The following is a 22,347-nucleotide window of genomic DNA, read 5'->3' as shown; positions in this document are numbered from 1 at the left end:
TATGGCAAATTATTTCATAAAACATCTTACTAAATACAGTTATGACTCACCAGTTATTGATGCCGCAAACCAATTGCGTTTGCATCCAATTAATGACGATTTTCAACAAGTCAATTCCCACTATTTGGTAATTACAAACAATGCCCATGTGCAAACCTATACCGATTATTACAAAAATATGGTTGGTTCTTTTATGATTACTGATGCCATTACCGAATTATATATTGAATCTAATATTGAAGTAACCACATTCCCAAAAATATTACCAGAAGACACTGTAGATGTAGAAACCCAATGGATGGAGTTAACAAAAATAAAATACGACGATCCGTTTGTTGATTTTCTAATTCACAAACCATTCACTGGCTCAAACGAATTAATTCAATTAATTGAAGAAAAAGGCATAAAGCAAAAAACAGTTTACCAGGCTCTTCAGGGACTTTGCACCTATGTTTATAGCCAAATAAAATACACTAAAGGGGTTACCAAAGTAGATTCTTCTATAGATGAAGTCTGGGAAATAAAAGCAGGAGTATGTCAGGATTTCACAAATATCATGCTTCAAGCCGTTAGAATGTGTGGTATTCCTGCTCGATATGTTAGCGGTTATATTTGTCCTAGTAGCGATATTACCAGAGGAGAAGGCGCTACCCATGCCTGGATAGAAGCATACATTCCTTTTTATGGCTGGCTTGGTTTCGATCCAACAAATAACATCATAGCAAACGATTGCCATGTTCGTCTTGCTGTTGGACGAGATTATAACGACTGTGCCCCGGTTAAAGGCGTTTATAAAGGTAACGCCAATGCCGATTTATTTGTAAAAGTAAACGTAAGTACAGCTAAAAACGATGAAGATATAACTTTACCAGAAACGCCAATGTCCTCCATTAATAATAACAGTTACAAAAGACACATGGAACGTATTCAACAACAGCAGCAACAACAGCAACAGGATTTACAGCAACAACAAAGACAGCAGCAGCAATAACGAAAATTACTTTTTCCTATCAATCACGTAAGTCACCATAAGCTCTAAAGAATTTTTATAATCGGAGTCTGGATAGGTATTGAGTATTTCCTGAGCCTCAATTTGAAATTGCTTCATTTTACTTATGGCGTATTCTAACCCTCCGTTAGCCTTTACAAAAGCAATAACTTCCTTAACGCGCTTTTTATCCTTGTTATGATTTTTTATAGAATTAATCAGCCACTTTTTATCCTTTTTATCGGCATTGTTAAGCACATAAATTAAAGGCAATGTCATTTTCTGCTCTTTAATATCGATGCCGGTAGGCTTACCAATTTGGTCTTCGCTATAATCAAATAAATCATCTTTTATTTGAAATGCCATACCTATAAGTTCACCAAACTTACGCATCTTTTCAACATGCTCTGATTCTGGCTTTACCGAAGCTGCTCCCAAACTACAACACGCAGCAATAAGCGTTGCCGTTTTTTGACGGATGATTTCGTAGTACACATCCTCGGTGATATCTAACTTACGAGCTTTTTCAATTTGAAGCAACTCTCCTTCACTCATTTCACGAACGGCAACCGATATAATTTTAAGTAAATCGAAATCATTGTTATCGATACTTAACAACAATCCTTTCGACAATAGATAATCACCAATAAGAACTGCGATTTTATTTTTCCAAAGAGCATTAACTGAAAAGAAACCACGACGTCGGTTACTATCATCAACCACGTCGTCGTGAACTAAAGTTGCGGTATGGATTAATTCTATTACAGAAGCTCCTCGGTAAGTTCGTTCAATAGCCTCGCCATTAGAGACCATTTTAGCAACCAGAAACACAAACATTGGTCGCATTTGCTTTCCTTTTCGGTTGACTATGTATGTGGTAATTCGGTTTAACAAAGCCACCTTGCTCGACATTGAAAGGAGGAACTTTTGCTCGAAAAGATCCATTTCAAAGGCGATGGGTTGTTTTATTTGCTCTACTATTTTCAAATGCTTTAGCTAAGGAGATTCAAATATAAGTTTTAGCAGCTAAATTTCTAACTTTTATTTGCTAATTGTCCGCAAGCCGCATCAATATCTTTACCACGACTTCGACGTACATTAACCACGATGCCATTTTTCTCTAATGAAGAAATATAATTTTCTAAAGCCTGATTAGAAGCTTGCTGAAACTCGCCATCATCGATTGGGTTATATTCTATAATATTAACCTTACACGGCACATATTTACAGAACTTCACAAAAGCATCAATATCGTTTTGAGTATCATTAATGCCATCCCAAACCACATACTCGTAAGTAATTCTGCGCTTGGTTTTGGCATACCAGTATTCTAAGGCTTCACGTAAATCGGTAAGCGGAAAAGTTTCATTAAACGGCATAATCTTGGTTCGCACCTCATCTACTGCCGAATGTAATGACACGGCAAGATTAAATTTAACCTCATCATCGGCCATTTTTTTAATCATTTTAGGCACACCTGAAGTTGATAAGGTAATACGTTTTGGAGACATCCCTAAACCTTCATCAGAGGTTATTTTATCGATGGCTTTAATTACATTATTGTAATTCATAAGCGGTTCGCCCATTCCCATGAATACAATATTACTTAACGGTCTGTCGTGATATAAGCGGCTTTCATTATCGATAGCCACCACCTGATCGTAGATTTCATCAGGGTTTAAGTTACGCATACGTTTTAAACGTGCTGTCGCACAAAAACGACAATCCAAACTACATCCCACCTGGCTGGATACACAGGCTGTTGTTCGTGTTGGCGTTGGAATTAAAACCGACTCGACCACCAAACCATCATGTAAACGTACTGCATTTTTAACCGTACCATCACTACTACGTTGCATGGTATCGACTTTAATATTGTTAATCACAAAATTATCTTCAAGCATTTGGCGGGTTTCCTTCGAAATATTAGTCATATCGTCGAAAGAATAGGCGGCCTTTTGCCATAACCATTCATAAACCTGGTTACCACGAAATGCCTTATCGCCTTGCTTTTCGAAAAATGCTCTTAACTGCTCTTTGGTTAGTGCGCGTATGTCTTTTTTTGTTGTTGCCATAGATGATGCAAAAGTAATGATTTTGGGGTTACGATTAGACTTAATTAGAAAGGTTAGATTTTTAGACTAATGACGGATGACCAGTGATGGACGACAGCAAAGTTAAATTGGAAACTCAAAACAGGAATTCAAGTAAAAGCAACTTTCAATTACCATCTTTTTTGCGTTAAGGATTGAAGCAAGCTACCGTGTAGCGCGTAAAGCCCGACCCGCAAGGTAACGCCCTAATTTAAAGAAAGAAAAAAGCCTTGTAAAAACAAGGCTTTAAATTTTTATAAGATTAACATGGCATCACCGTAACTGTAGAACTTGTAGCCTTCTTTTACAGCTTCGTCATATGCTTTTTTCATGAAATCATGACCAGCAAACGCAGAAATCATCATTAATAATGTTGATTTTGGAGTATGGAAGTTTGTAATCATACAGTTTGCGATACTGAAATCGTAAGGAGGGAAAATGAATTTATTAGTCCAACCTTCGTACTCGTTTAATTCTCCATTTGAAGATACCGAACTCTCAATAGCACGCATAACGGTTGTACCAACAGCACACACACGTTTTTTACTACGAATACCTTTGTTAACGGTTTCTACAGCTTTTTCATCGATTTTAAGCTCTTCGCTATCCATTTTGTGCTTCGATAAATCTTCTACCTCAACTGGGTTAAAAGTACCTAAACCAACATGTAAAGTCACCTCAGCAAAGTTTACACCTTTAATTTCCAAACGCTTTAATAAGTGCTTAGAGAAGTGAAGACCTGCAGTTGGTGCTGCAACAGCTCCTTCGTTTTTAGCATAAATAGTCTGGTAACGCTCTTCGTCTTCCGGCTCTACTTGTCTTTTTATGTATTTAGGAAGTGGTGTTTCTCCTAATTCGTTTAATTTTCTACGGAATTCTGCATAAGAACCATCGTATAAGAAACGTAAAGTACGACCTCTAGATGTTGTGTTATCGATAACCTCTGCTACTAAAGTATCGTCGTCTCCAAAATATAATTTGTTTCCAATTCTAATTTTACGAGCCGGATCTACAAGAACATCCCAAAGACGTTGTTCGTCATTCAGCTCTCTTAATAAGAATACTTCAATTCTTGCTCCGGTTTTTTCTTTATTTCCGTAAAGACGGGCAGGAAATACTTTGGTATTGTTCAGGATTAAAACATCATCTTCATCAAAATAATCAACAATATCCTTAAACATTTTGTGCTCAATAGTTTGCTTTTTTCTGTCTAAAACCATTAAACGCGCCTCATCTCTGTTTTCCGCCGGATATTCCGCTAATAATTCATCTGGTAAGTTAAAACCAAAGTTTGATAATTTCATCTGTTTACTTTTATTGTTTTTTAATTTACTTCAATACGTCGAAGGCTGCAAATATACAATCTGCAGATAGGCCTTGTCAAGTAAATATGTGATTATTATTTAGTTATTTTAAAACCAATGGATTCTAAGTCGTCCCAGAATGTAGGATATGACTTTGAAACCACCATAGCATCTTCAATAATAACCGAGGTTTTAAGGGCGATTGGAGCAAAAGCCATAGCCATTCTGTGATCGTGATACGTAGCGATTGCCACACCACTGTTAATGGTAGTAGCTTCAGCTAAATGAAGGGATTCGTTAGTAATTTCTACTACCCCTCCTAACTTTTCAATTTCAGTTTTTAGAGCAACCAAACGATCGGTTTCTTTAATTTTAAGGGTATGCAACCCTGTTAAATCGCATTTTATTCCCAAAGCAAAACAGGTTACTGCTATAGTTTGAGCGATATCAGGAGCATTGGTTAAATCGTATGAAAACGCCAAAACCTCCTTGTCTGTTTTTGTTAATGTAACCGAGTTATTTTTGAAAGCCGTTTCAACTCCGAAATGTTTATAAATTTCCACTAAAGCCGAATCGCCTTGAAGTGAATTTTCTTTATATGATGATAAGGTAATTTCTGTTCCTACTGCACTTAAGGCTGCCAAACTAAAATAATACGATGCCGAAGACCAATCCGACTCCACCACCAAGGTTTTCTGTTCTAAGTCCTTTGGCGCTGGTTTAACCACAATAGTGTTCCCTTCAAAAGAATTTTCAACCCCTATTTCTGTTAACAAACTTAGGGTCATATTAATGTAAGGCACTGAAGTAATTTTTCCTTCCAGCGTTAACTCCAATCCGTTTTCTAAACGCGAGGCAATTAACAATAAAGCAGAAATGTACTGACTACTTACATTAGCCTGTAACGACACTTTATTTTTAGCTAGCTTTTTGCCCTTTATTTTAATTGGCGGGTATCCAGCATTTTCAACATATTCTATGTCTGCTCCAAGTTCCTGAAGCGCCTCGACCAAAATTTGAATTGGGCGTTCCTTCATACGTTGCGAACCCGTAAGGGTAACTTCTCTTCCTTCCTGAACCGCAAAAAAGGCAGTTAAAAATCGCATGGCAGTACCTGCATGATGAATATCTACAACCTCTGAAGACGAACTTAATGCTTTGGTCATTAAATTACTATCGTCGGAATTCGAGATGTTTTCAAGATTAAACTGCGGATATAGGGCCTTTAAAAGTAACAATCGGTTAGATTCACTTTTTGAACCTGTAATTTGTATAGCCGATTGCTTAGCTATTTCAGATTTTTGAAGCGTGATATGCATAATAATAGTTGGTCTGTTTTAACAAAGCCGCTAATTTACTTTAATTTTTCGTTATTATGATGCCTATCGTGGTCACGTTTTCCCTTCTTATCCATTCTTTTATCGAAAGCTGCCTGTAAATCGACTCCTGTCTGGTTAGCTAAACACAAAACAACAAATAATACATCGGCCAGTTCTTCTCCTAAATCTTTATCCTTATCGCTTTCTTTTTCGCTTTGTTCACCATAACGACGAGCTATTATACGAGCAACTTCTCCAACTTCTTCGGTTAGTTGCGCCATATTGGTTAACTCGTTAAAATAACGAACCCCGTGATTTTTAATCCACTCGTCTACTTCCTGTTGTGCGTTTTGAATATTCATTTATACTTTAATTAAAACGATTTGCTCTGATTGTTTTTCAATGAGTTTGCTAAAATACGCTTTTAATTGCTCATAATATGCAGGAACAATAATGGATTGATTAATGTCTGTATCGAAAGTAATATGTACCGTTTTACCATCTGGACTTGCTTTAACGATATATTTAAATGCTCCCAAATTATCTGGCAACAGCATCTGAACTGATTCCGGTGTGCTTTCAACTTTATAATTCTCTGGCACTTTAACCACAAATTTGTACTTATTACTCTTTGGATAACTAAAATCTACAGGGAATTCTCTTTTCTCCAGCTTAAATGGATTTTCAGTAGTCTTCAAGAAGAACAGTGGAGAAAAATAAATCTTGTTATTAATTACATCTGCCTGACTTTCTAATGAAAACTTGAAGGATTCAATAACTGGCTTAGATATATCTTTTTCATTTTGCACATTAAACTCTGAAATTTCTATATTTCCAAATTTACTTTCAAGCTTCTCTAAATATTTATCTTGTCCTTCTTCAAAAAAATCATCTCGATAATTCATGGCAAAATAATTACTTCTTAAAAATCGCACATTACCCTCAAGATCTCCTGATTCATTTAAGCTTGCTAACAAAGACACCTGATTTACCGATTTTTCTTTAGGATATAAATTTACCGTACTCGAGGTTTTGTTTTCTCTTACAATTCTTCCCTCCCAGTTCAACGCTCTCACAGGTAAAACATTAGGCAACCCGTGGCTTGTAGTTGCATCTAGAAGCACTATTCCGTCAGGTGACTCTATAGCAGAAACAACATAATTATAGCCATCTAAGGTTGGAAATAAAGGAATACCATTATCTCTTGTACTAACTAAAACCGGATTGGCCGTTAGTCCGGCATAACGAAGCATCGATGTTAACATAAGATTGATATCAGCTACATTTCCTTCCTTTCTTAAATAAGCTTTTTTAACACCTTCCTGAGCATACTTACTGGTATAACCATTCCATTTCATTGAGGATTTTACATAGTTAAAAATTTTAGCCGCTTTTGCCAAGGGTTGAGATTCACCTGCTATTAAAGCCTCTATATCTTCCTTATAATAAGAACTCCTGTTTAACTCATCGCCAAAACCAGGGCTATCATAAATAGTTTTAACCACATCTTCCCAGGTTGTTGCAAAATATTTGATTGGGGTTAAAGGCCAATTAACAAACGAGAGCTCATAACTTACGGCCGATCTGTAATTATTAATATTATTTACATGAGGTTCATCTTTTAAAGCAGGCACATCTTTTAAATTAAAATTATTGTAAATACGGATATAATCCTGTGTACTTGTGCTGTAGGAAGTGGTCGTCACCCGATTATTTGTACTTCTTTCTTTATTGTTAAATCTAAATTGATCCGATTTACGTTCAGTCTTTGGAATAACAGATAAATACCCTTTAGACATCATTTTAAAATTAAAGTATTCAGGAGAATCAAACCGAGCTTCTACAATTTTTACAGGAATAGCATGTTGAAAGTAAAAATCATCTACCATCCAGAAAAAAGGTGAAACAACGGTATATTTATACTCAATAACACTGCCTTCCTTTATATTAGGCATTGTGAAGGTTACCTGATTTAAATATTTATGTTTTTCGGTTTCAAAAACACCATCTTTATCAAGTTTCACTTCTTCTGCCTTACCCCCTTCCAAATTATAAGTATAAGCCTTTAATCCTTGAAATTCTTCCTCCTTATTATTTCCTACACGAAGATTAATAACCTTTGTTGCATAATTAAACCCTTCTTTATTGTATATTTTTATACGTTCCTGAACCTCGGTTTTCATATAAAATTCGTCTAACTGTTCATCATATTCTAGGTGTGACCATCTATACTTATATAAATAAGTCGCATTAGCAGAAGAATCCAACGGATTCACTTTTTCTTCTAATTCTTCGGTTGATATTTTTCCAAATTTGACTTCTTGAGAAAATGCCTTGACTGAAAGACAAATACAAAGTAAAAAGGTTGTTAATTTCATATGGTTTAGTTTTTAGTAGTATTCTTAACAAGGGCTATTTTTGCATTATCAGATTTAGAAATATCTATTCTGAAATTTCGAAAATCATCATAATCTTCTTTAGGAAATACACCGTCATTTATAACGAGTTTACGTTTATAAATAACATTTTCATCTTCGAGTATAAACTCTGCCCTATAACTCCCGAACTTATTTTCGATTTCGATTTTTTCTGGCAGTGCTTCAACTTTATAATTTTCAGGTAAAGTTATTTTCACCTCATCTTCATCTATAAAGCCTCGTTTAACTTTAATTGGATATTTTCTGTCTTTATATTTATCAGGGATATTAATATTTCTATTTAAGGCATTAACTGTTAACAACATGATATTACCAGCCTTTTTAGTGTAATTCGGCACATAAAAACCAATTTGCTCTGCAAATGAAACATCAGATTTGTTATTATCTATTTCAATCTTATCAATAGATATGGTGTTTAGATAATCCCATCTATCCTTATAATACACATCTAAATCACGAGCACTTTGTGACTCCAACCTATACTTATCATCATACTGAATTCCTTTTGATATAATATTTACATCAACATTAATTGATCCTTCTGGATTGATTGTATAGTTTCCTTTTAAAAACTGGGTGTTTTCTTCTGTTTTATACTTTTTGGTATGTTTTATTTCACCTCCTTCAGGTGTAACAACCAATACATCTCTATCATCGGTAAAATCACCTATAAACCCAAATGGCACATCCTGACTTGTGCATTCTAACCATACAGGTTCTTCATTAGTTGGGATTGATAAAATAACATGATTTCCTTGCATTAAAGCAAAATCTTGCTCCATACTTCTTTGAGAATTACCGGCATAAATAACACAATAATTAGACTTAACTCCAACGGCTTTTAGTAATGCCATTGTATAATTAGTCAATCCTTTACAATCCCCATAACCTAATTCATCTACTTTAGATGCTTTAAAAGGTTTCCAGCCACCAATCCCTACCTGAACACTTATATATCTAACTTTATTTTGAACGTATTCATATATTTTTTTGGCCTTTTCTATATCAGACATGTCATCTTTTACAAGATTTCGAACATAGTCAACTGTACTTTCAGGTAAATCTAAAGTGTCAAATAGCAAATCATTATACATCCATTTTCCAAAACCATTCCAGTCTTCTACTTCTGCCTGAACGCCTTCTAAACTAAACTGCTTAGAGGCTATTAAAACTCGAGGCGCAATTTCCAACAGATTAGGACAATAATCTTCAGGTTTATAAGCTTCGAGATTTTTGACAAAATAACTTATTAATCCTAATTCTTCTTTCTTTTCTAATTCCAGACCCTCTAAATACTTTTCCTTTTTTCTAATCTGAATATCTTTAGGGTAAGTTATACTATAATTACTTTCTTCTACACTAACATAACGCTCATTGATTGGCATAAATGAAGGAATAAAGGCTGTATTACCTGTAGATATTTCACAAATAAATTCAACCGTATAAGGATAAGCTGAAGGTGTATAATCTAAATACTTTACTCTGGAATCGGAATACAAGGTAGCACCATCTACAGCACTGACATCCTTAAAATTTTTCTCTTTTATTTTCTTAATTACCGCTCCAAACTTGTTATATATAGTCGCTTCCAGATTCTTAATCTTCACATTATTATCATAATGCACATAAGCATTAAGATTGTCATCTCCACTTTTATTTAGAATTGTAATAATTCGTCTTTCTGAAACCAGCATTTCATCGATTTTCAGCAGATCAATACGGGTTTCATCTAAACGAACAACGGCATTAGCACCATCACTTAGCGATTCAGGAATATTTGAACTTGTAAATAAATTATTTTGTGAAAAAAGAATGAAAGAGATAAAAAAGAATGATAACTGTAAATAGTTTTTAAACGCCATAAACCTTAGTTTATAATTTCTCAATTAATTATTTATTATTAATCCTCTGTTAAGAGGATAGTTTAAGAATTAATTAGGTTGAGAGAATTAGCTAAGGCTAGGGTTAATTATAATTCTTACTTTCAAAAATAAAAAAAGTATGCAAAAATCCTAATCCAATTCATACAAACGAATTATAAATTCACGAGAACTTGTATATCATCCTCAGTAAAATCAAGGAATTAAAACGAAAAAAAAAATTAAGAAAAGATTATTCTTTATTTTTTGAATCTATAATAATGGTTACCGGTCCGTCGTTAAGAAGTTCGACTTTCATATCGGCACCAAATTCTCCGGTTTGTATTTTTTTACCTAAATCGGTTTCTATTTGTTTCACAAAGGCTTCGTAAAGCGGAATCGCTATATCGGGTTTTGCCGCCTTTATATAACTCGGTCGATTTCCTTTTTTTGTTGCAGCATGAAGTGTAAACTGACTTACTACAATAACATCGCCATTAACATCAATTAATGATTTATTCATCACCTGATTGTCGTCTTCAAAGATGCGAAGGTTTACTATTTTATTAGACAACCAATTAATATCTTCCTGAGTGTCTTCGTTGACAATTCCTAATAAAACCAAAACACCATTTGAAATCGACGCTACTTTTTCACCTTCTATTGTTACACTTGCTTTAGTAACACGCTGAATAACTACCTTCATATTTTATTCTTTTTCCCAGTTATCAGTTCGGTAGTGTTCCTCGTCTCCTTCAATAATTTGCAAGTAACTACGGTAACGGGAAAAGGCTATTTCATCGTTATCTAAAGCTTCCTTTACGGCACATTTTGGCTCCTTAATATGTAAACAGTTATTAAACTTACAGTCTTGTTTTAAAGCAAAGATCTCCGGAAAATAATCACCTACTTCTTCCTTTTCCATATCAACTACTCCGAAACCTTTAATTCCTGGTGTATCGATAATTTGTCCTCCAAAACTTAAATCGAACATTTCAGCAAACGTAGTGGTATGCTGCCCCTGACTGTGGAGTGCTGATATTTCTTTAGTTTTTATATTCAATCCCGGCTCAATAGCATTTACCAAAGTTGATTTCCCAACTCCCGAATGTCCTGAAAACATGCTTATTTTATCTTGCATTAAGGCTTTTACCTTATCTACATTTTTTCCAGACTTTGCCGAAACGCCAATGCATTCGTAACCTATTTTTCGGTATACATGAGCCAAATATCTAACTTCATCTAAAGTTTCTTCGTCGTAAGCATCAATTTTATTGAAAAGCAAAACCGTTTTAACTGAATAGGCTTCGGCGGTTACTAAAAACCGATCGATAAAACTAGTTAAGGTTGGCGGATTATTAATGGTAATCATCAAAAATACCTGATCGATATTTGATGCGATAATATGAGTTTGCTTCGACAGGTTCACCGATTTACGAACAATATAGTTTTTACGATCGTGAATTTTATGAATTACTCCGGAAACCTGATTATTTTTTGTCTCCAGTTCGAAATCTACATAATCGCCCACAGCAATCGGGTTTGTACTTTTAATTCCCTTAATACGGAATTTACCTTTTATACGGCAATCGTAAGTTTCACCTAATTGTGTTTTAACGGTGTACCAGCTTCCTGTAGATTTATAAACGAGTCCTGTCATATCGGCTTCAAAAGTACTCTAAAAAAATTATTTTCTCAGTAAGAATATATTTATATTTAACCGTTTAACACCAATACACCTAACTATTATGAAACGTATTTTATTTGTCTTTCTTTTAGGAGTTCTATTTTTTAATGAGGCTCAAGCTCAAATTGAATATAAAGTTATTACCTCGGTAGAATCGATTGTTCCCAATGGATTAGGGCGTTCTCGATTAATTTCTTCTGTTGAAGAAAAAAACTATAAAGATTTTACAACTGAACAAACCGAAGATGATAATACCAGAAACAAATCGGACCGAGGGGATATTCGCGTGAAAGATTTTGAAGAAACCAAACTTTTAAACTTTTACAACATAGGAGGCATTCGTTTTCAAAATATTGCAGCTAACGATGCCGTTTTAAGTTCCAAAATAAACACTATGGTTCAAGAAGGCTGGGAACTGGCTTTTGTTACTAGTGCCGTTGAAAGTGATAGTGGCAAAGACGATGGACAAGGTATTTTTATAACGCGCTACATTTTTAAAAGAAATAAATAAATCTATTATATTTAAGGAGTTAACTAATAATTTGTTCCTTTTAAAATTAAATTAACAACCTATGAAAAAGCACTTTTTAAAGTTTACTTGCATCACCTTACTATTAATATCAGCGATGTCATGCTCTAGTGTAGACGTATTAAATTCCTGGAAAGGCGACAATATCAATTCTGTTAAAGAGAAAAACATATTAGTTATTGCTCGTACAGACAACACAACAGCTCGAATAACCTTCGAGAATAGCATTGTTGAAGAACTGGAAAAACGAGGCATTAAAGCTACCCCAAGTTTTAATAAGTCTCCTGAATTTAATCCTGATAAAAAGATTACTCAGGAAGATGAAAAGAAAATTAAATCCATTATCGAAGCTAATGGTTATGAAGGAGTCATTTTAACCATTGTTAAAGACACTCAAGAATTAACTAAAACCGTAACCGATGGTGGTTACTATGCGGGGAGTACCTACTATGGCTATTACCCAAGATATTATCATGGGTTTTATGGGTATTACTACCATCCCATGGCATACTCGACTTTAGGGAATTATGTTCCGGAAACCTCAACCACATACACTTCTAAAAACTACATTTTAGAAACGGTAATTTATAATTTAGATGAACCAGAAGACAAACAACTCATTGGTGTTGTCACTTCAAAAATTGAAGATCCATCAGATCTTTCATCAGCTTCTAAGCAATACGTAAAAGCCATTGTAAAAAGTTTTAATAAGTAGCCTCTATTTATTTAATATAAAAAAGGCTCGCCATTGGCGAGCCTTTTTTGTTTTATCCGTTAAGGATTTTTTCCTGGTGATTAATCGATTCCTGGTGAATCGCTTTAAACATTTTAAGAACAAACTCTTCACTTAATCCGTGAGCTTCTCCTTCCAATACCATTTTCCCTAAAATTTCATTCCAACGCTTAGATTGTAACACGGCAACATTCTTTTGCTTTTTAAGTGCTCCAATGCCATCTGCTGTTTTCATACGCTTTCCAAGTAATTCGATAATTTGATTATCAATTACATCAATTTGCGCTCTTAAATTATCAAGAGATTTATTGTATTCCGCTTCAGAATCGCTCTCTTTTCTAATTTTTAAATCTTTCATAATCTGCACTAAGGTTTTTGGTGTTACCTGTTGTGCTGCATCACTCCACGCATTTTCCGGATCGTAATGTGTTTCAATCATTAATCCATCGAAATTTAAATCTAATGCCGATTGAGATACATCAAAAATCATATCACGTTTTCCAGTAATGTGAGACGGATCGTTAATTAATGGAATATCCGGATATTTGTTTTGGAAATCGATAGCCAATTGCCATTCCGGGTTGTTTCTGTACTTTGTTTTTTCGTAAGTCGAGAATCCACGGTGAATAGCTCCAATATTTTTAACACCTGCATTATAAATACGCTCTATACCTCCTAACCATAAGGCTAAATCTGGATTTACTGGATTTTTAACCAATACCGGTTTATCTGTTCCTTCTAAGGCATCGGCAATTTCCTGCATAATAAATGGACTTACCGTAGAACGAGCACCAATCCATAGTAAATCGATATCGTGCTCTAAAGCTAATTTTACATGGGCAGCGTTAGCAACTTCGGTACATACTTTCATACCGGTTTCTTCTTTCACTTTTTGCAACCATTTTAAACCTAAAGCTCCTACTCCTTCAAACATACCTGGACGTGTTCTTGGTTTCCAAATACCTGCTCTAAAATAACTCACATCAGTATCTTTTAGCTCATGAGCTATTTTCAATACTTGCTCTTCTGTTTCAGCACTACATGGCCCTGCAATTACTAACGGATGACTTAATTGTAAATCATCTAACCAGGTTCTCATTTCTTTTTTGTTTTCCATTTTTGTTTAATTTACCTAAAAATCTACTAGATGTGATGGCTCACATGGGTTCAATTTACTTTACTAATATTATTCTTAATTCGTCTTAGTTAATTAATACCGTTAAGTATTTCTTTTATATGATTGGTTTGTTTCATTTCATTAAAAATAGCCTCGAAATCGTCACCTTTCATCAGGTCTTTAAAATGCGTGAGATTATTTATGTATTCTTCTAATGTTTCAATAACATTGTCTTTATTTTGCTTAAAAATAGGTGTCCACATTTCTGGTGAACTTTTTGCCAGACGCACCGTTGAAGCGAATCCACTGCCTGCCATATCGAAAATATCGCGTTCATTTTTTTCCTTTTCAATAACCGTTTTTCCTAACATGAATGAACTAATGTGTGACAAATGCGACACGTAAGCAATGTGCTTATCGTGGGCTTCAGGATTCATATAACGAATACGCATCCCGATATCAGTAAATAACTTTAAAGCTTTCTCCTGAAGTTTGAACGTTGTTTTTTCAACTTCACAAACAATATTTGTTTTACCAACAAAAAGTCCTTCAATAGCTGCGCTTGGCCCCGAATACTCGGTTCCTGCAATAGGATGCATCGCTAAAAAATTGCGTCGCTTTGGATGGTTTTCAACAACTTTACAGATATCTAATTTCGTCGAGCCTACATCAACTACAAGACCTGTGTCTGAAATGTTATCAAGTACCGTTGGCAATATTTTTACCGTCGCATCTACAGGTATAGATACGATAACCAAATCGGCTTGATTTAAATCCTCTAAAGTCGCTTTTTTATCTATGAGTTTAAGTGCTAAGGCTTCATCTAAGGTATTATCATTTCTACCAATACCGTGAATAACCGCATTTGGATTATTCTTTTTAATATCGATAGCCAGACTACCTCCAATTAAACCTACACCTATTACGAATATATTGTTCATCTTTTATTTAAATCTTGCAATGGCTTCTTCTAAATCTTCTGTCGATCCACATAAAGAAAACCTGATGTATCCTTCTCCTTTTGTTCCGAAAATGGTTCCCGGAGTAATAAACAAATGATTTTCTTTTAACACTTTATCAATAAATGGCTCTGCCTCTATACCTTCAGGTAATTTCGCCCAAACAAATAATCCCACCGCATTTTTATCGTAAGTACATTTTAATGCATCGGCTAATTGCCAAACCAAATCGCGTCGTTTTTTATACACACTATTAAGTGTACTAAACCACATATTTGAACAGTTTAAAGCCTCAATAGCTCCTTTTTGAATGCCGTAAAACATACCTGAATCCATGTTACTCTTAACCTTAAGTACATTACTGATGTGTTTACCATCACCAACAACCATTCCTACACGCCAACCTGCCATATTAAACGTTTTACTTAAAGAGTTTAACTCCAGGCAAACCTCTTTAGCTCCTTCAACACTTAAAATACTTTTTGGATCGTCGTTTAAGATGAAGGTATACGGATTATCGTTAACAATTAAAATATTGTGTTTTTTACCGAAAGCTACCAAATCTTTATAAACCGAAGCACTTGGCACGGCTCCCGTTGGCATATGTGGATAATTAACCCACATAATTTTTACTTTACTTAAATCTTGCTTCTCTAAAGCTTCAAAATCAGGTTGCCAGTTATTGGCTGCATCCAACTCATAAAAAACAGGTTCTGCACCTACTAATTTGGTTACCGACTGGTACGTTGGGTATCCTGGGTTTGGAATTAACGCCGCATCTCCTTCATTTAAATAAGCCATAGAGATATGCATGATGCCCTCCTTACTTCCCATTAACGGTAATACTTCGGTTAACGGACTTAAGCTTACTGAAAAATGATTTTTATAAAAACCACAAATAGCTTCTCTTAATTCAGGTAATCCCTGATAACTCTGATACTTGTGTGCAACAGGACTTGAAAATCCTTCAACCAATGCTTCAATTACCTTTTGCGGTGGTTGTAAATCCGGACTTCCAATACCTAAATTAATTATTGGTTTTCCACTTGCAATAAGTGCGCTAACTTCTCTTAATTTTTTTGAGAAGTAGTATTCTTCTACCGTTTGCAGTCTGTTAGCTACTTCAATCATACTTTTCCTTTTTTATATTCCCCAAGCACTTTAAAATTATGTGCCATAATATCCATCAGAGACTTTGCCTTTTTAAAATCTTCATAAGTGTCAAATGTAACATCTACGAAGAAAGCATATTTCCATGGTGTTTCAACAATTGGCAAGGATTGAATTTTTGTTAAATTCAACTTACAATCGCTCATTACATTTAATATTGCTGCCAGACTTCCGCGTTTATGATCGGCTTCAAACTTTACCGAAGCTTTACTAATGTTAGCTTCATCAACTTCCGAATTATTTCGTTTTACAATTACGAAACGTGTTTCATTATGTTGAATGGTTTGAATACTTTTCGCCAAGATATCTAACTCAAACAATTCAGCCGCCATAACGCTAGCAATAGCTGCAACACCTTTTAACTGGTGCTTTTGAATACGTTGCGCAACCTCAGCAGTATCTTTATCTTCAACCAGTTTAATATGTGGGTGAAGTTTAAAAAACTCCTTACACTGCAATAAGGCCATAGGGTGCGAATACACTTCTTTAATTTCCTTGATATTCTGCCCCGGCAAAGCCAGTAAATTGTGCTGAATATCTAAATAATGTTCTCCTACGATGTGTAACCCAAACTTGTCTATTAACGCATAGTTTGGGATAATAGAACCGGCTATAGAATTTTCTAAAGCCATAATTGCGGCATCGCATTCTCTTGTAATTAGAGAATCTACTACCTGATCGAATGTTAAACATTCAATCACTTCAACTGGTTTTTCAAAAAATTGTTGTGACACAATATGATGAAAAGAACCAAGCACACCTTGTATTGCAACTGTATTTATCATGTATAAAAAAAGTCCCGATTTTCACCGAGACTTATATCTAAATTTATTTTATAAATTATACATACTATGCCTCGTTCCTTTTACTAAAAAAGAAATAAAACCAAAAGTTAATGTATGTATAATATCCTGTTGTTCTCATAATTACATTGCTAATGTAAATAATATTTTAAAATATCAAAATACTAAAAAACCTTTTTTTGAGATATAAATAAAAGTTTTAAAGAATTTACAGGAAATCTCACTTTATGTTAGATAATCATTATTTTTGAACAAATATTTTCTTAATATGTCTATAGAGGTTTCGGGTATTACAAAGCTTTACGGCAACCAAAAAGCGTTAAACAACATATCGTTTAAAATAGAAAAACCAGAAGTAGTTGGTTTCCTGGGGCCTAATGGTGCGGGTAAATCGACCATGATGAAAATATTAACGACTTACTTAAACCCTACCGAAGGACTAGCCAAAGTAAACGGATTTGACGTAAACCTTAACAAACAAGAGGTACAACAAAGTGTTGGTTATTTACCAGAACACAACCCACTATACTTAGACTTATATATTAAAGAGTATTTAGCTTTTAATGCCAATATATATAAAGTAGGTAAGCAACGTATTCATGAAGTTATAGAACTTACAGGTTTAACACCTGAAGCGCATAAAAAAATCGGACAACTATCTAAAGGATATCGTCAGCGCGTTGGTCTGGCTAATGCTCTTTTACATGATCCGGATGTTTTAATTTTAGATGAACCTACTACAGGACTTGACCCAAACCAGTTAATTGATATTAGAAACCTGATTAAAACTATTGGTAAAACAAAAACTATTTTCCTTTCTACTCATATTATGCAGGAAGTTGAAGCTATGTGCGACCGGGTCATTATTATTAATAAAGGTGAAATTGTTGCCAATAAAAAATTGAAAGATCTTCGCGACGAAAAACAACAAGTGGTGATAGTCGAGTTCGATTATCGTGTTGAAGATGCTTTTCTACTAAAACTTCCAAAAGTTGAACAGGTTGTTAACACCCACGATTTTGTTTACGAAATTACATTTGCCACATCCCAGGATATGCGCTCTCATGTTTTTGACTTTGCTCACGACAACCAATTAAAGATTTTACAACTCAATCAAAAAAATAGCAGCCTGGAAAATTTATTTATAGACCTTACAAAGTAAACCTTAGAATTTGATTTTTAGTTAAAAAATCATAAATTACTAATGTTTATTAACACATTACTTAAAAGCATGACAAATGTCATTTGTGTTAATATTATTGGTTTTAATTTTGCATAAGCTTTCAATAATGACAAGCTACAACTCGATTTTATAAACAAAATACATATACCATGAGTAAAGGAATTTATGTTGCAACCATAGAACCTAATAGTGGAAAATCTGTAGTGGTTTTAGGCTTAATGCGTATGCTTTTAGGTAAAACCGCAAAAGTAGGATACTTCCGTCCTATTATTGATAATCCAAAATCTGATGAAACAGATATCCATATCCATACCGTACTTTCTCATTTCGAGATTGACATCAATTATAAAAATGCCTATGCCTTTACTCGTAATGAGGTTTTAGATCTATATAACCAAGGTAAGTCTGGAGATGTTATCGATCAAATTATTACCAAATACAAATATTTAGAAGAACGTTTCGATTATATATTAGTTGAAGGTACCGACTTTTCAAGTGAAAATTCAACTTTAGAGTTAGACCTTAACATGCTAATCTCTAAAAACCTGAGTTTACCAGTAATTATAGTTTCTCAAGGGGATAACAAAAGTGTAAAGGAAATTATAGATAATGTACAATTAGCTCACGACACTTTTAAACAAGAAGTCGATGTACTTTCTATTATTGCCAACAAAGTAAACCCTATTGATGTAGAACCTTTAAAAGAATTACTGCAATCGCGTATACCACAAAATACCGATATAACAGTAATTCCTAAAATAGCAAGTTTAGCAAGCCCAACCGTAAAAGAAATAGTAAAACTTCTTGATGGAACGGTGCTTTTTGGAAAAGACCATTTAAACAACCTGATTGAAAATTACAGTGTGGGAGCTATGCAATTGCGTAACTATTTAACACATTTAAAAGATAACGCTCTGGTAATTACTCCTGGAGATCGCGCCGATATTATTTTAGGAGCTTTACAAGCGAACATTTCTAAAAATTACCCAAAAATTTCGGGTATTGTTTTAACAGGTGGTTTAATTCCTGAAGATCCTATTTTACAATTAATCGAAGGACTTTCGAGTATTGTGCCAATTATCAGCTTGAAAGAAGGCACCTATTATGCTACAAACCGCATTGGCAAAACAAAATCTAAAATCTACGCTGAAAACACTGAAAAAATTAATTCAGCAATTTCGGTTTTTGAAAAATATACCAATACAGATCATTTAGCTGATAAATTAATCACTTTCGAATCTGAAATATTCACGCCAAGAATGTTTCAGTACAACTTATTACAACGCGCTTTAAAAAACAAAAAACACATCGTTCTTCCCGAAGGTTACGACGAACGTGTATTACGTGCAACCGCAAAATTAATTGCTGCGCAAGTTGTCGACATCACCTTAATTGGTGACAAAGACAAAATTAAAGAACGTGTTGAAAAATTAGACATTCCATTAAATATTGAAGATGTTAACATAGTATCTCCAACAACGTCACCATATTACGACGATTATGTTAATACCTTCTACGAATTAAGAAAACATAAAAATGTAAATCTTGAAATGGCTCGCGATGCTATGACAGATGTATCTTACTTTGGAACCATGATGATTTATAAAGGACATGCCGACGGTATGGTTTCTGGTGCGGTACATACCACACAACACACCTTACGTCCTGCCCTACAATTTATTAAAACAAAACCTGGGGTAAATATTGTTTCTTCTATTTTCTTTATGTGTTTAGAAGATCGTGTTTCTGTATTTGGTGATTGCGCCATTAACCCGAACCCAAATGCGGCAGAACTTGCCGAAATAGCAATCCAATCGGCCGAAAGTGCTAAAAACTTTGGTATCGAACCTAAAGTAGCTATGTTATCGTACTCATCTGGTGCTTCAGGAAAAGGTGCCGATGTAGATAAAGTACGTGAAGCTGCCGAAATTGTAAAACAAAAAGATCCACAATTAAAAATTGAAGGTCCAATTCAATATGATGCTGCCGTAGACATGAAAATTGGTAAAAGCAAATTACCAGAATCTGAAGTTGCCGGACAAGCAAGCGTATTAATATTCCCAGATTTAAACACCGGAAACAACACCTATAAAGCCGTTCAACGAGAGACTGGTGCTCTTGCTATTGGCCCAATGTTACAAGGACTTAACAAACCTGTAAACGATTTAAGTAGAGGCTGTACAGTAGAAGATATATACAGTACAGTTATAATAACCGCAATTCAAGCTCAAGAAGAATAATAACATGCAAGTATTAGTTTTAAACTCGGGAAGTTCATCCCTTAAATTTCAATTATTTTCCATGCCGGAAGAAACCATTATCTGTTCAGGAGTTGTTGAACGTATTGGTTTTAATGATGCCATTTTTAAATATGACAATAAGAAAAAAGCGATTGAAATTGAAACTTCAATCTTAAATCATCGAAGTGCTTTAAAACTTGTATCTCAACATTTATTAAGTAAAGAGGTTGGCGTTATTAAATCTCCAGACGACATTGCCATAGTTGGACATCGTGTGGTACACGGAGGCAAATCGTTTAGTGACACAACCGAAATCACTAAAGTGGTTAAAGATAAAATTAAAGACCTGATTGCTTTAGCACCGCTTCATAACCCTGCCAATTTAGAAGGCATCGAAGTTGCTGAAGATATTTTTCCTAATGCTAAACAGGTAGCTGTTTTCGATACGGCGTTTCATCAAACCATTCCGGAAAAGGCCTATAAATTTGCTATTCCAAACGAATTGTTAACAGAACATCGCATTCGCTTATACGGTTTCCATGGCACCAGTCATAAATACGTTTCGGAAAAAGCCATTGAATATTTGGGTAAAAAAGAATCTAAAATCATTACTATTCACTTAGGAAACGGGTGTAGTATGACGGCTATCAAGAATGGCGAAAGCATAGACCACTCCCTTGGTTTCTCTCCTATCTCAGGGTTAATTATGGGAACAAGATCGGGAGATATTGATGCATCAGTAATTTTCCATTTAAAAGATAAATTAGGCTACGATTTAAAGCAAATTAACACTCTTTTAAACAAGCAAAGTGGTATGCTTGGGTTAACTGGTTACAGTGATTTAAGAGATATTGAAACCATGGCTGAAAAAGGCAATAAAGATTGCCAGTTAGCTTTAGAGATGAATGCTTACCGTATTAAAAAATATATAGGTGCTTATGCAGCTGTTTTAAATGGATTAGATGCTATTGTATTTACTGCCGGAATCGGTGAGAACTCACAAACTATTCGTCAATTGGTTTGTCAGGATATGGATTTCTTTGGTCTGGATTTAGATAAAACCAAAAATAGTGTCAGATCTAAAGACACTAGAGAAATAAATACAGAGGATTCTAAAACAAAAATTTTAGTGATTCCTACTAATGAAGAATTAGAAATTGCTAAGCAGGCGGTTGAATTATTTGAAAATTAATCGGCCTTTATATTCTTCAACAACATCAATAATATCTGGTTTGGTTACGGCAATAACGTCTCCAACACCAGATATTTTTCCTTTTATAGATTGCTGCGGATTCACAATCATATCATTAGAACTACGATTCCAAATCGTTACATTCTGAGCAATAAGATTCTCCCCTTCAAAACGCGAAGTTCCAGAAGCAAACGTAACATTCAGATTATTTGTTTGTCCTGAAAAATAACAATTCGACGCATTGTTAAATACTGCACGTAATGTATTATTATTAACTTGAAGTTTAAAATTAGCACTGGTAAAGCTATCGGGCGCATTAAAACTTTCAGATAACAGTGTTAAACTCGGATAAGTCAACACACCATCGGAACTAATATCATATTGCGTTGAACTTCTAATTTCAGTAATATTTGGAGATGTTACTAAAACCTTTGTAACCCCATAATCTCGAACATAGTTACAGGTGTTATTATCAGTTAAAATAAGTTGTCCATTATCTACAACTGCTTCAACATCATTTATTAAATTTTCACCGGTTTCAACAACTACCTTTTGCTCTGCTCCTTGTTTTACAATTAACTCGATGTCGCGATTTACCAATATTTTTGTAAATGCTTCAACCGTAAATTCCTGCTGAATAATAGCCCCTGTTTTTTGAAAACAATCGCCAGCATTTTCACTGTCGCAAGCGAAAAAGAAAACTAAGCTTAAAATGTAAATTAAATTCTTCATA

Annotated in this window: 20 protein-coding genes; 6 read left to right on the top strand and 14 right to left on the bottom strand. The window is 34.5% G+C overall.

Going from position 1 to position 22,347, the window contains the following annotated elements; translation table 11 throughout:
- Position 1: 1 nt before the first annotated feature.
- Positions 2 to 991 carry a transglutaminase family protein gene (locus NO995_RS14380; protein WP_258228102.1) on the top strand — a complete coding sequence of 330 codons (990 nt, stop codon included), beginning with the start codon at positions 2 to 4 and terminating at the stop codon, positions 989 to 991.
- Positions 992 to 997: 6 nt separating this feature from the next.
- Here NO995_RS14380 and NO995_RS14375 read toward each other — a convergent pair whose 3' ends face one another.
- The 9 genes from NO995_RS14375 to rsgA form a co-directional block, all read right to left on the bottom strand.
- Positions 998 to 1,975, bottom strand: a complete 978-nt coding sequence (locus tag NO995_RS14375; RefSeq protein WP_240573610.1) for a polyprenyl synthetase family protein — start codon at positions 1,973 to 1,975, stop codon at positions 998 to 1,000.
- 47 nt (positions 1,976 to 2,022) lie between these two features.
- Complete coding sequence (gene rlmN, locus NO995_RS14370; RefSeq protein WP_240573611.1) at positions 2,023 to 3,063, bottom strand: 23S rRNA (adenine(2503)-C(2))-methyltransferase RlmN; 1,041 nt, start codon at positions 3,061 to 3,063, stop codon at positions 2,023 to 2,025.
- Between the two features lie 272 nt (positions 3,064 to 3,335).
- Positions 3,336 to 4,385 carry a tRNA preQ1(34) S-adenosylmethionine ribosyltransferase-isomerase QueA gene (queA, locus tag NO995_RS14365; protein ID WP_240573612.1) on the bottom strand — a complete coding sequence of 350 codons (1,050 nt, stop codon included), beginning with the start codon at positions 4,383 to 4,385 and terminating at the stop codon, positions 3,336 to 3,338.
- A gap of 95 nt (positions 4,386 to 4,480) precedes the next feature.
- On the bottom strand, positions 4,481 to 5,704 hold the full coding sequence (locus NO995_RS14360) for a 3-phosphoshikimate 1-carboxyvinyltransferase (RefSeq protein WP_258228101.1): 1,224 nt from the start codon (positions 5,702 to 5,704) through the stop codon (positions 4,481 to 4,483).
- A gap of 35 nt (positions 5,705 to 5,739) precedes the next feature.
- Positions 5,740 to 6,066, bottom strand: coding sequence for a nucleotide pyrophosphohydrolase (locus tag NO995_RS14355; RefSeq protein WP_240573614.1), 327 nt, complete (start codon positions 6,064 to 6,066; stop codon positions 5,740 to 5,742).
- On the bottom strand, positions 6,067 to 8,082 hold the full coding sequence (locus tag NO995_RS14350; protein WP_258228100.1) for a DUF3857 domain-containing protein: 2,016 nt from the start codon (positions 8,080 to 8,082) through the stop codon (positions 6,067 to 6,069).
- 5 nt (positions 8,083 to 8,087) lie between these two features.
- Complete coding sequence (locus NO995_RS14345; RefSeq protein ID WP_258228099.1) at positions 8,088 to 10,004, bottom strand: DUF3857 domain-containing protein; 1,917 nt, start codon at positions 10,002 to 10,004, stop codon at positions 8,088 to 8,090.
- A 250-nt stretch (positions 10,005 to 10,254) separates the two neighbouring features.
- On the bottom strand, positions 10,255 to 10,707 hold the full coding sequence (gene dtd / locus NO995_RS14340) for a D-aminoacyl-tRNA deacylase (RefSeq protein ID WP_258228098.1): 453 nt from the start codon (positions 10,705 to 10,707) through the stop codon (positions 10,255 to 10,257).
- Between the two features lie 3 nt (positions 10,708 to 10,710).
- Positions 10,711 to 11,661, bottom strand: a complete 951-nt coding sequence (rsgA, locus tag NO995_RS14335) for a ribosome small subunit-dependent GTPase A (RefSeq protein ID WP_240573618.1) — start codon at positions 11,659 to 11,661, stop codon at positions 10,711 to 10,713.
- Positions 11,662 to 11,749: 88 nt separating this feature from the next.
- Here rsgA and NO995_RS14330 point away from each other — a divergent pair, with 88 nt between their 5' ends.
- Positions 11,750 to 12,199 carry a hypothetical protein gene (locus NO995_RS14330; RefSeq protein ID WP_240573619.1) on the top strand — a complete coding sequence of 150 codons (450 nt, stop codon included), beginning with the start codon at positions 11,750 to 11,752 and terminating at the stop codon, positions 12,197 to 12,199.
- Positions 12,200 to 12,260: 61 nt separating this feature from the next.
- Positions 12,261 to 12,932: a hypothetical protein gene (locus NO995_RS14325; RefSeq protein ID WP_240573620.1), complete on the top strand. Its 672-nt coding sequence runs from the start codon at positions 12,261 to 12,263 to the stop codon at positions 12,930 to 12,932.
- A 52-nt stretch (positions 12,933 to 12,984) separates the two neighbouring features.
- On the opposite strand, the gene NO995_RS14320 is transcribed toward NO995_RS14325, so the two are convergent.
- From NO995_RS14320 to NO995_RS14305, 4 genes are all read right to left on the bottom strand, one after another.
- The gene (locus NO995_RS14320) at positions 12,985 to 14,067 is read right to left on the bottom strand and encodes a bifunctional 3-deoxy-7-phosphoheptulonate synthase/chorismate mutase type II (RefSeq protein ID WP_240573623.1); all 1,083 of its coding nucleotides are present in this window, start codon (positions 14,065 to 14,067) and stop codon (positions 12,985 to 12,987) included.
- An 89-nt stretch (positions 14,068 to 14,156) separates the two neighbouring features.
- A complete protein-coding gene (locus tag NO995_RS14315; RefSeq protein WP_258228097.1) occupies positions 14,157 to 15,008 on the bottom strand; it encodes a prephenate dehydrogenase in 852 nt (283 codons plus the stop codon).
- 3 nt (positions 15,009 to 15,011) lie between these two features.
- Entirely contained in the window at positions 15,012 to 16,157 is a 1,146-nt protein-coding gene (locus NO995_RS14310) for a pyridoxal phosphate-dependent aminotransferase (protein WP_240573625.1), read from the bottom strand.
- Entirely contained in the window at positions 16,154 to 16,981 is an 828-nt protein-coding gene (locus NO995_RS14305; protein WP_258228096.1) for a prephenate dehydratase, read from the bottom strand. The genes NO995_RS14310 and NO995_RS14305 overlap by 4 nt, the downstream gene beginning before the upstream one ends.
- A 286-nt stretch (positions 16,982 to 17,267) precedes the next feature.
- Between NO995_RS14305 and gldA the strand changes: the two genes are divergently transcribed.
- The 3 genes from gldA to NO995_RS14290 all read left to right on the top strand — a co-directional run bounded on the left by gldA (position 17,268) and on the right by NO995_RS14290 (position 21,614).
- The gene (gene gldA / locus NO995_RS14300; RefSeq protein WP_258228095.1) at positions 17,268 to 18,161 is read left to right on the top strand and encodes a gliding motility-associated ABC transporter ATP-binding subunit GldA; all 894 of its coding nucleotides are present in this window, start codon (positions 17,268 to 17,270) and stop codon (positions 18,159 to 18,161) included.
- Between the two features lie 170 nt (positions 18,162 to 18,331).
- Positions 18,332 to 20,422 carry a phosphate acetyltransferase gene (pta, locus tag NO995_RS14295; protein WP_258228094.1) on the top strand — a complete coding sequence of 697 codons (2,091 nt, stop codon included), beginning with the start codon at positions 18,332 to 18,334 and terminating at the stop codon, positions 20,420 to 20,422.
- Between the two features lie 4 nt (positions 20,423 to 20,426).
- On the top strand, positions 20,427 to 21,614 hold the full coding sequence (locus tag NO995_RS14290) for an acetate/propionate family kinase (RefSeq protein ID WP_258228093.1): 1,188 nt from the start codon (positions 20,427 to 20,429) through the stop codon (positions 21,612 to 21,614).
- Here the strand turns inward: NO995_RS14290 and NO995_RS14285 are convergent.
- Positions 21,600 to 22,346 carry a head GIN domain-containing protein gene (locus tag NO995_RS14285; RefSeq protein ID WP_258228092.1) on the bottom strand — a complete coding sequence of 249 codons (747 nt, stop codon included), beginning with the start codon at positions 22,344 to 22,346 and terminating at the stop codon, positions 21,600 to 21,602. The two genes, NO995_RS14290 and NO995_RS14285, sit on opposite strands and share 15 nt — an antisense overlap.
- Position 22,347: the final 1 nt, after the last annotated feature.

It is taken from the genome of Aestuariibaculum sp. M13 (assembly GCF_024723255.1).
GTDB classification, from domain to species: Bacteria; Bacteroidota; Bacteroidia; order Flavobacteriales; family Flavobacteriaceae; genus Aestuariibaculum; species Aestuariibaculum lutulentum.
Note: the sequence above shows the minus strand (reverse complement) of the source record. Positions and strands in the feature narration are given on the sequence as shown.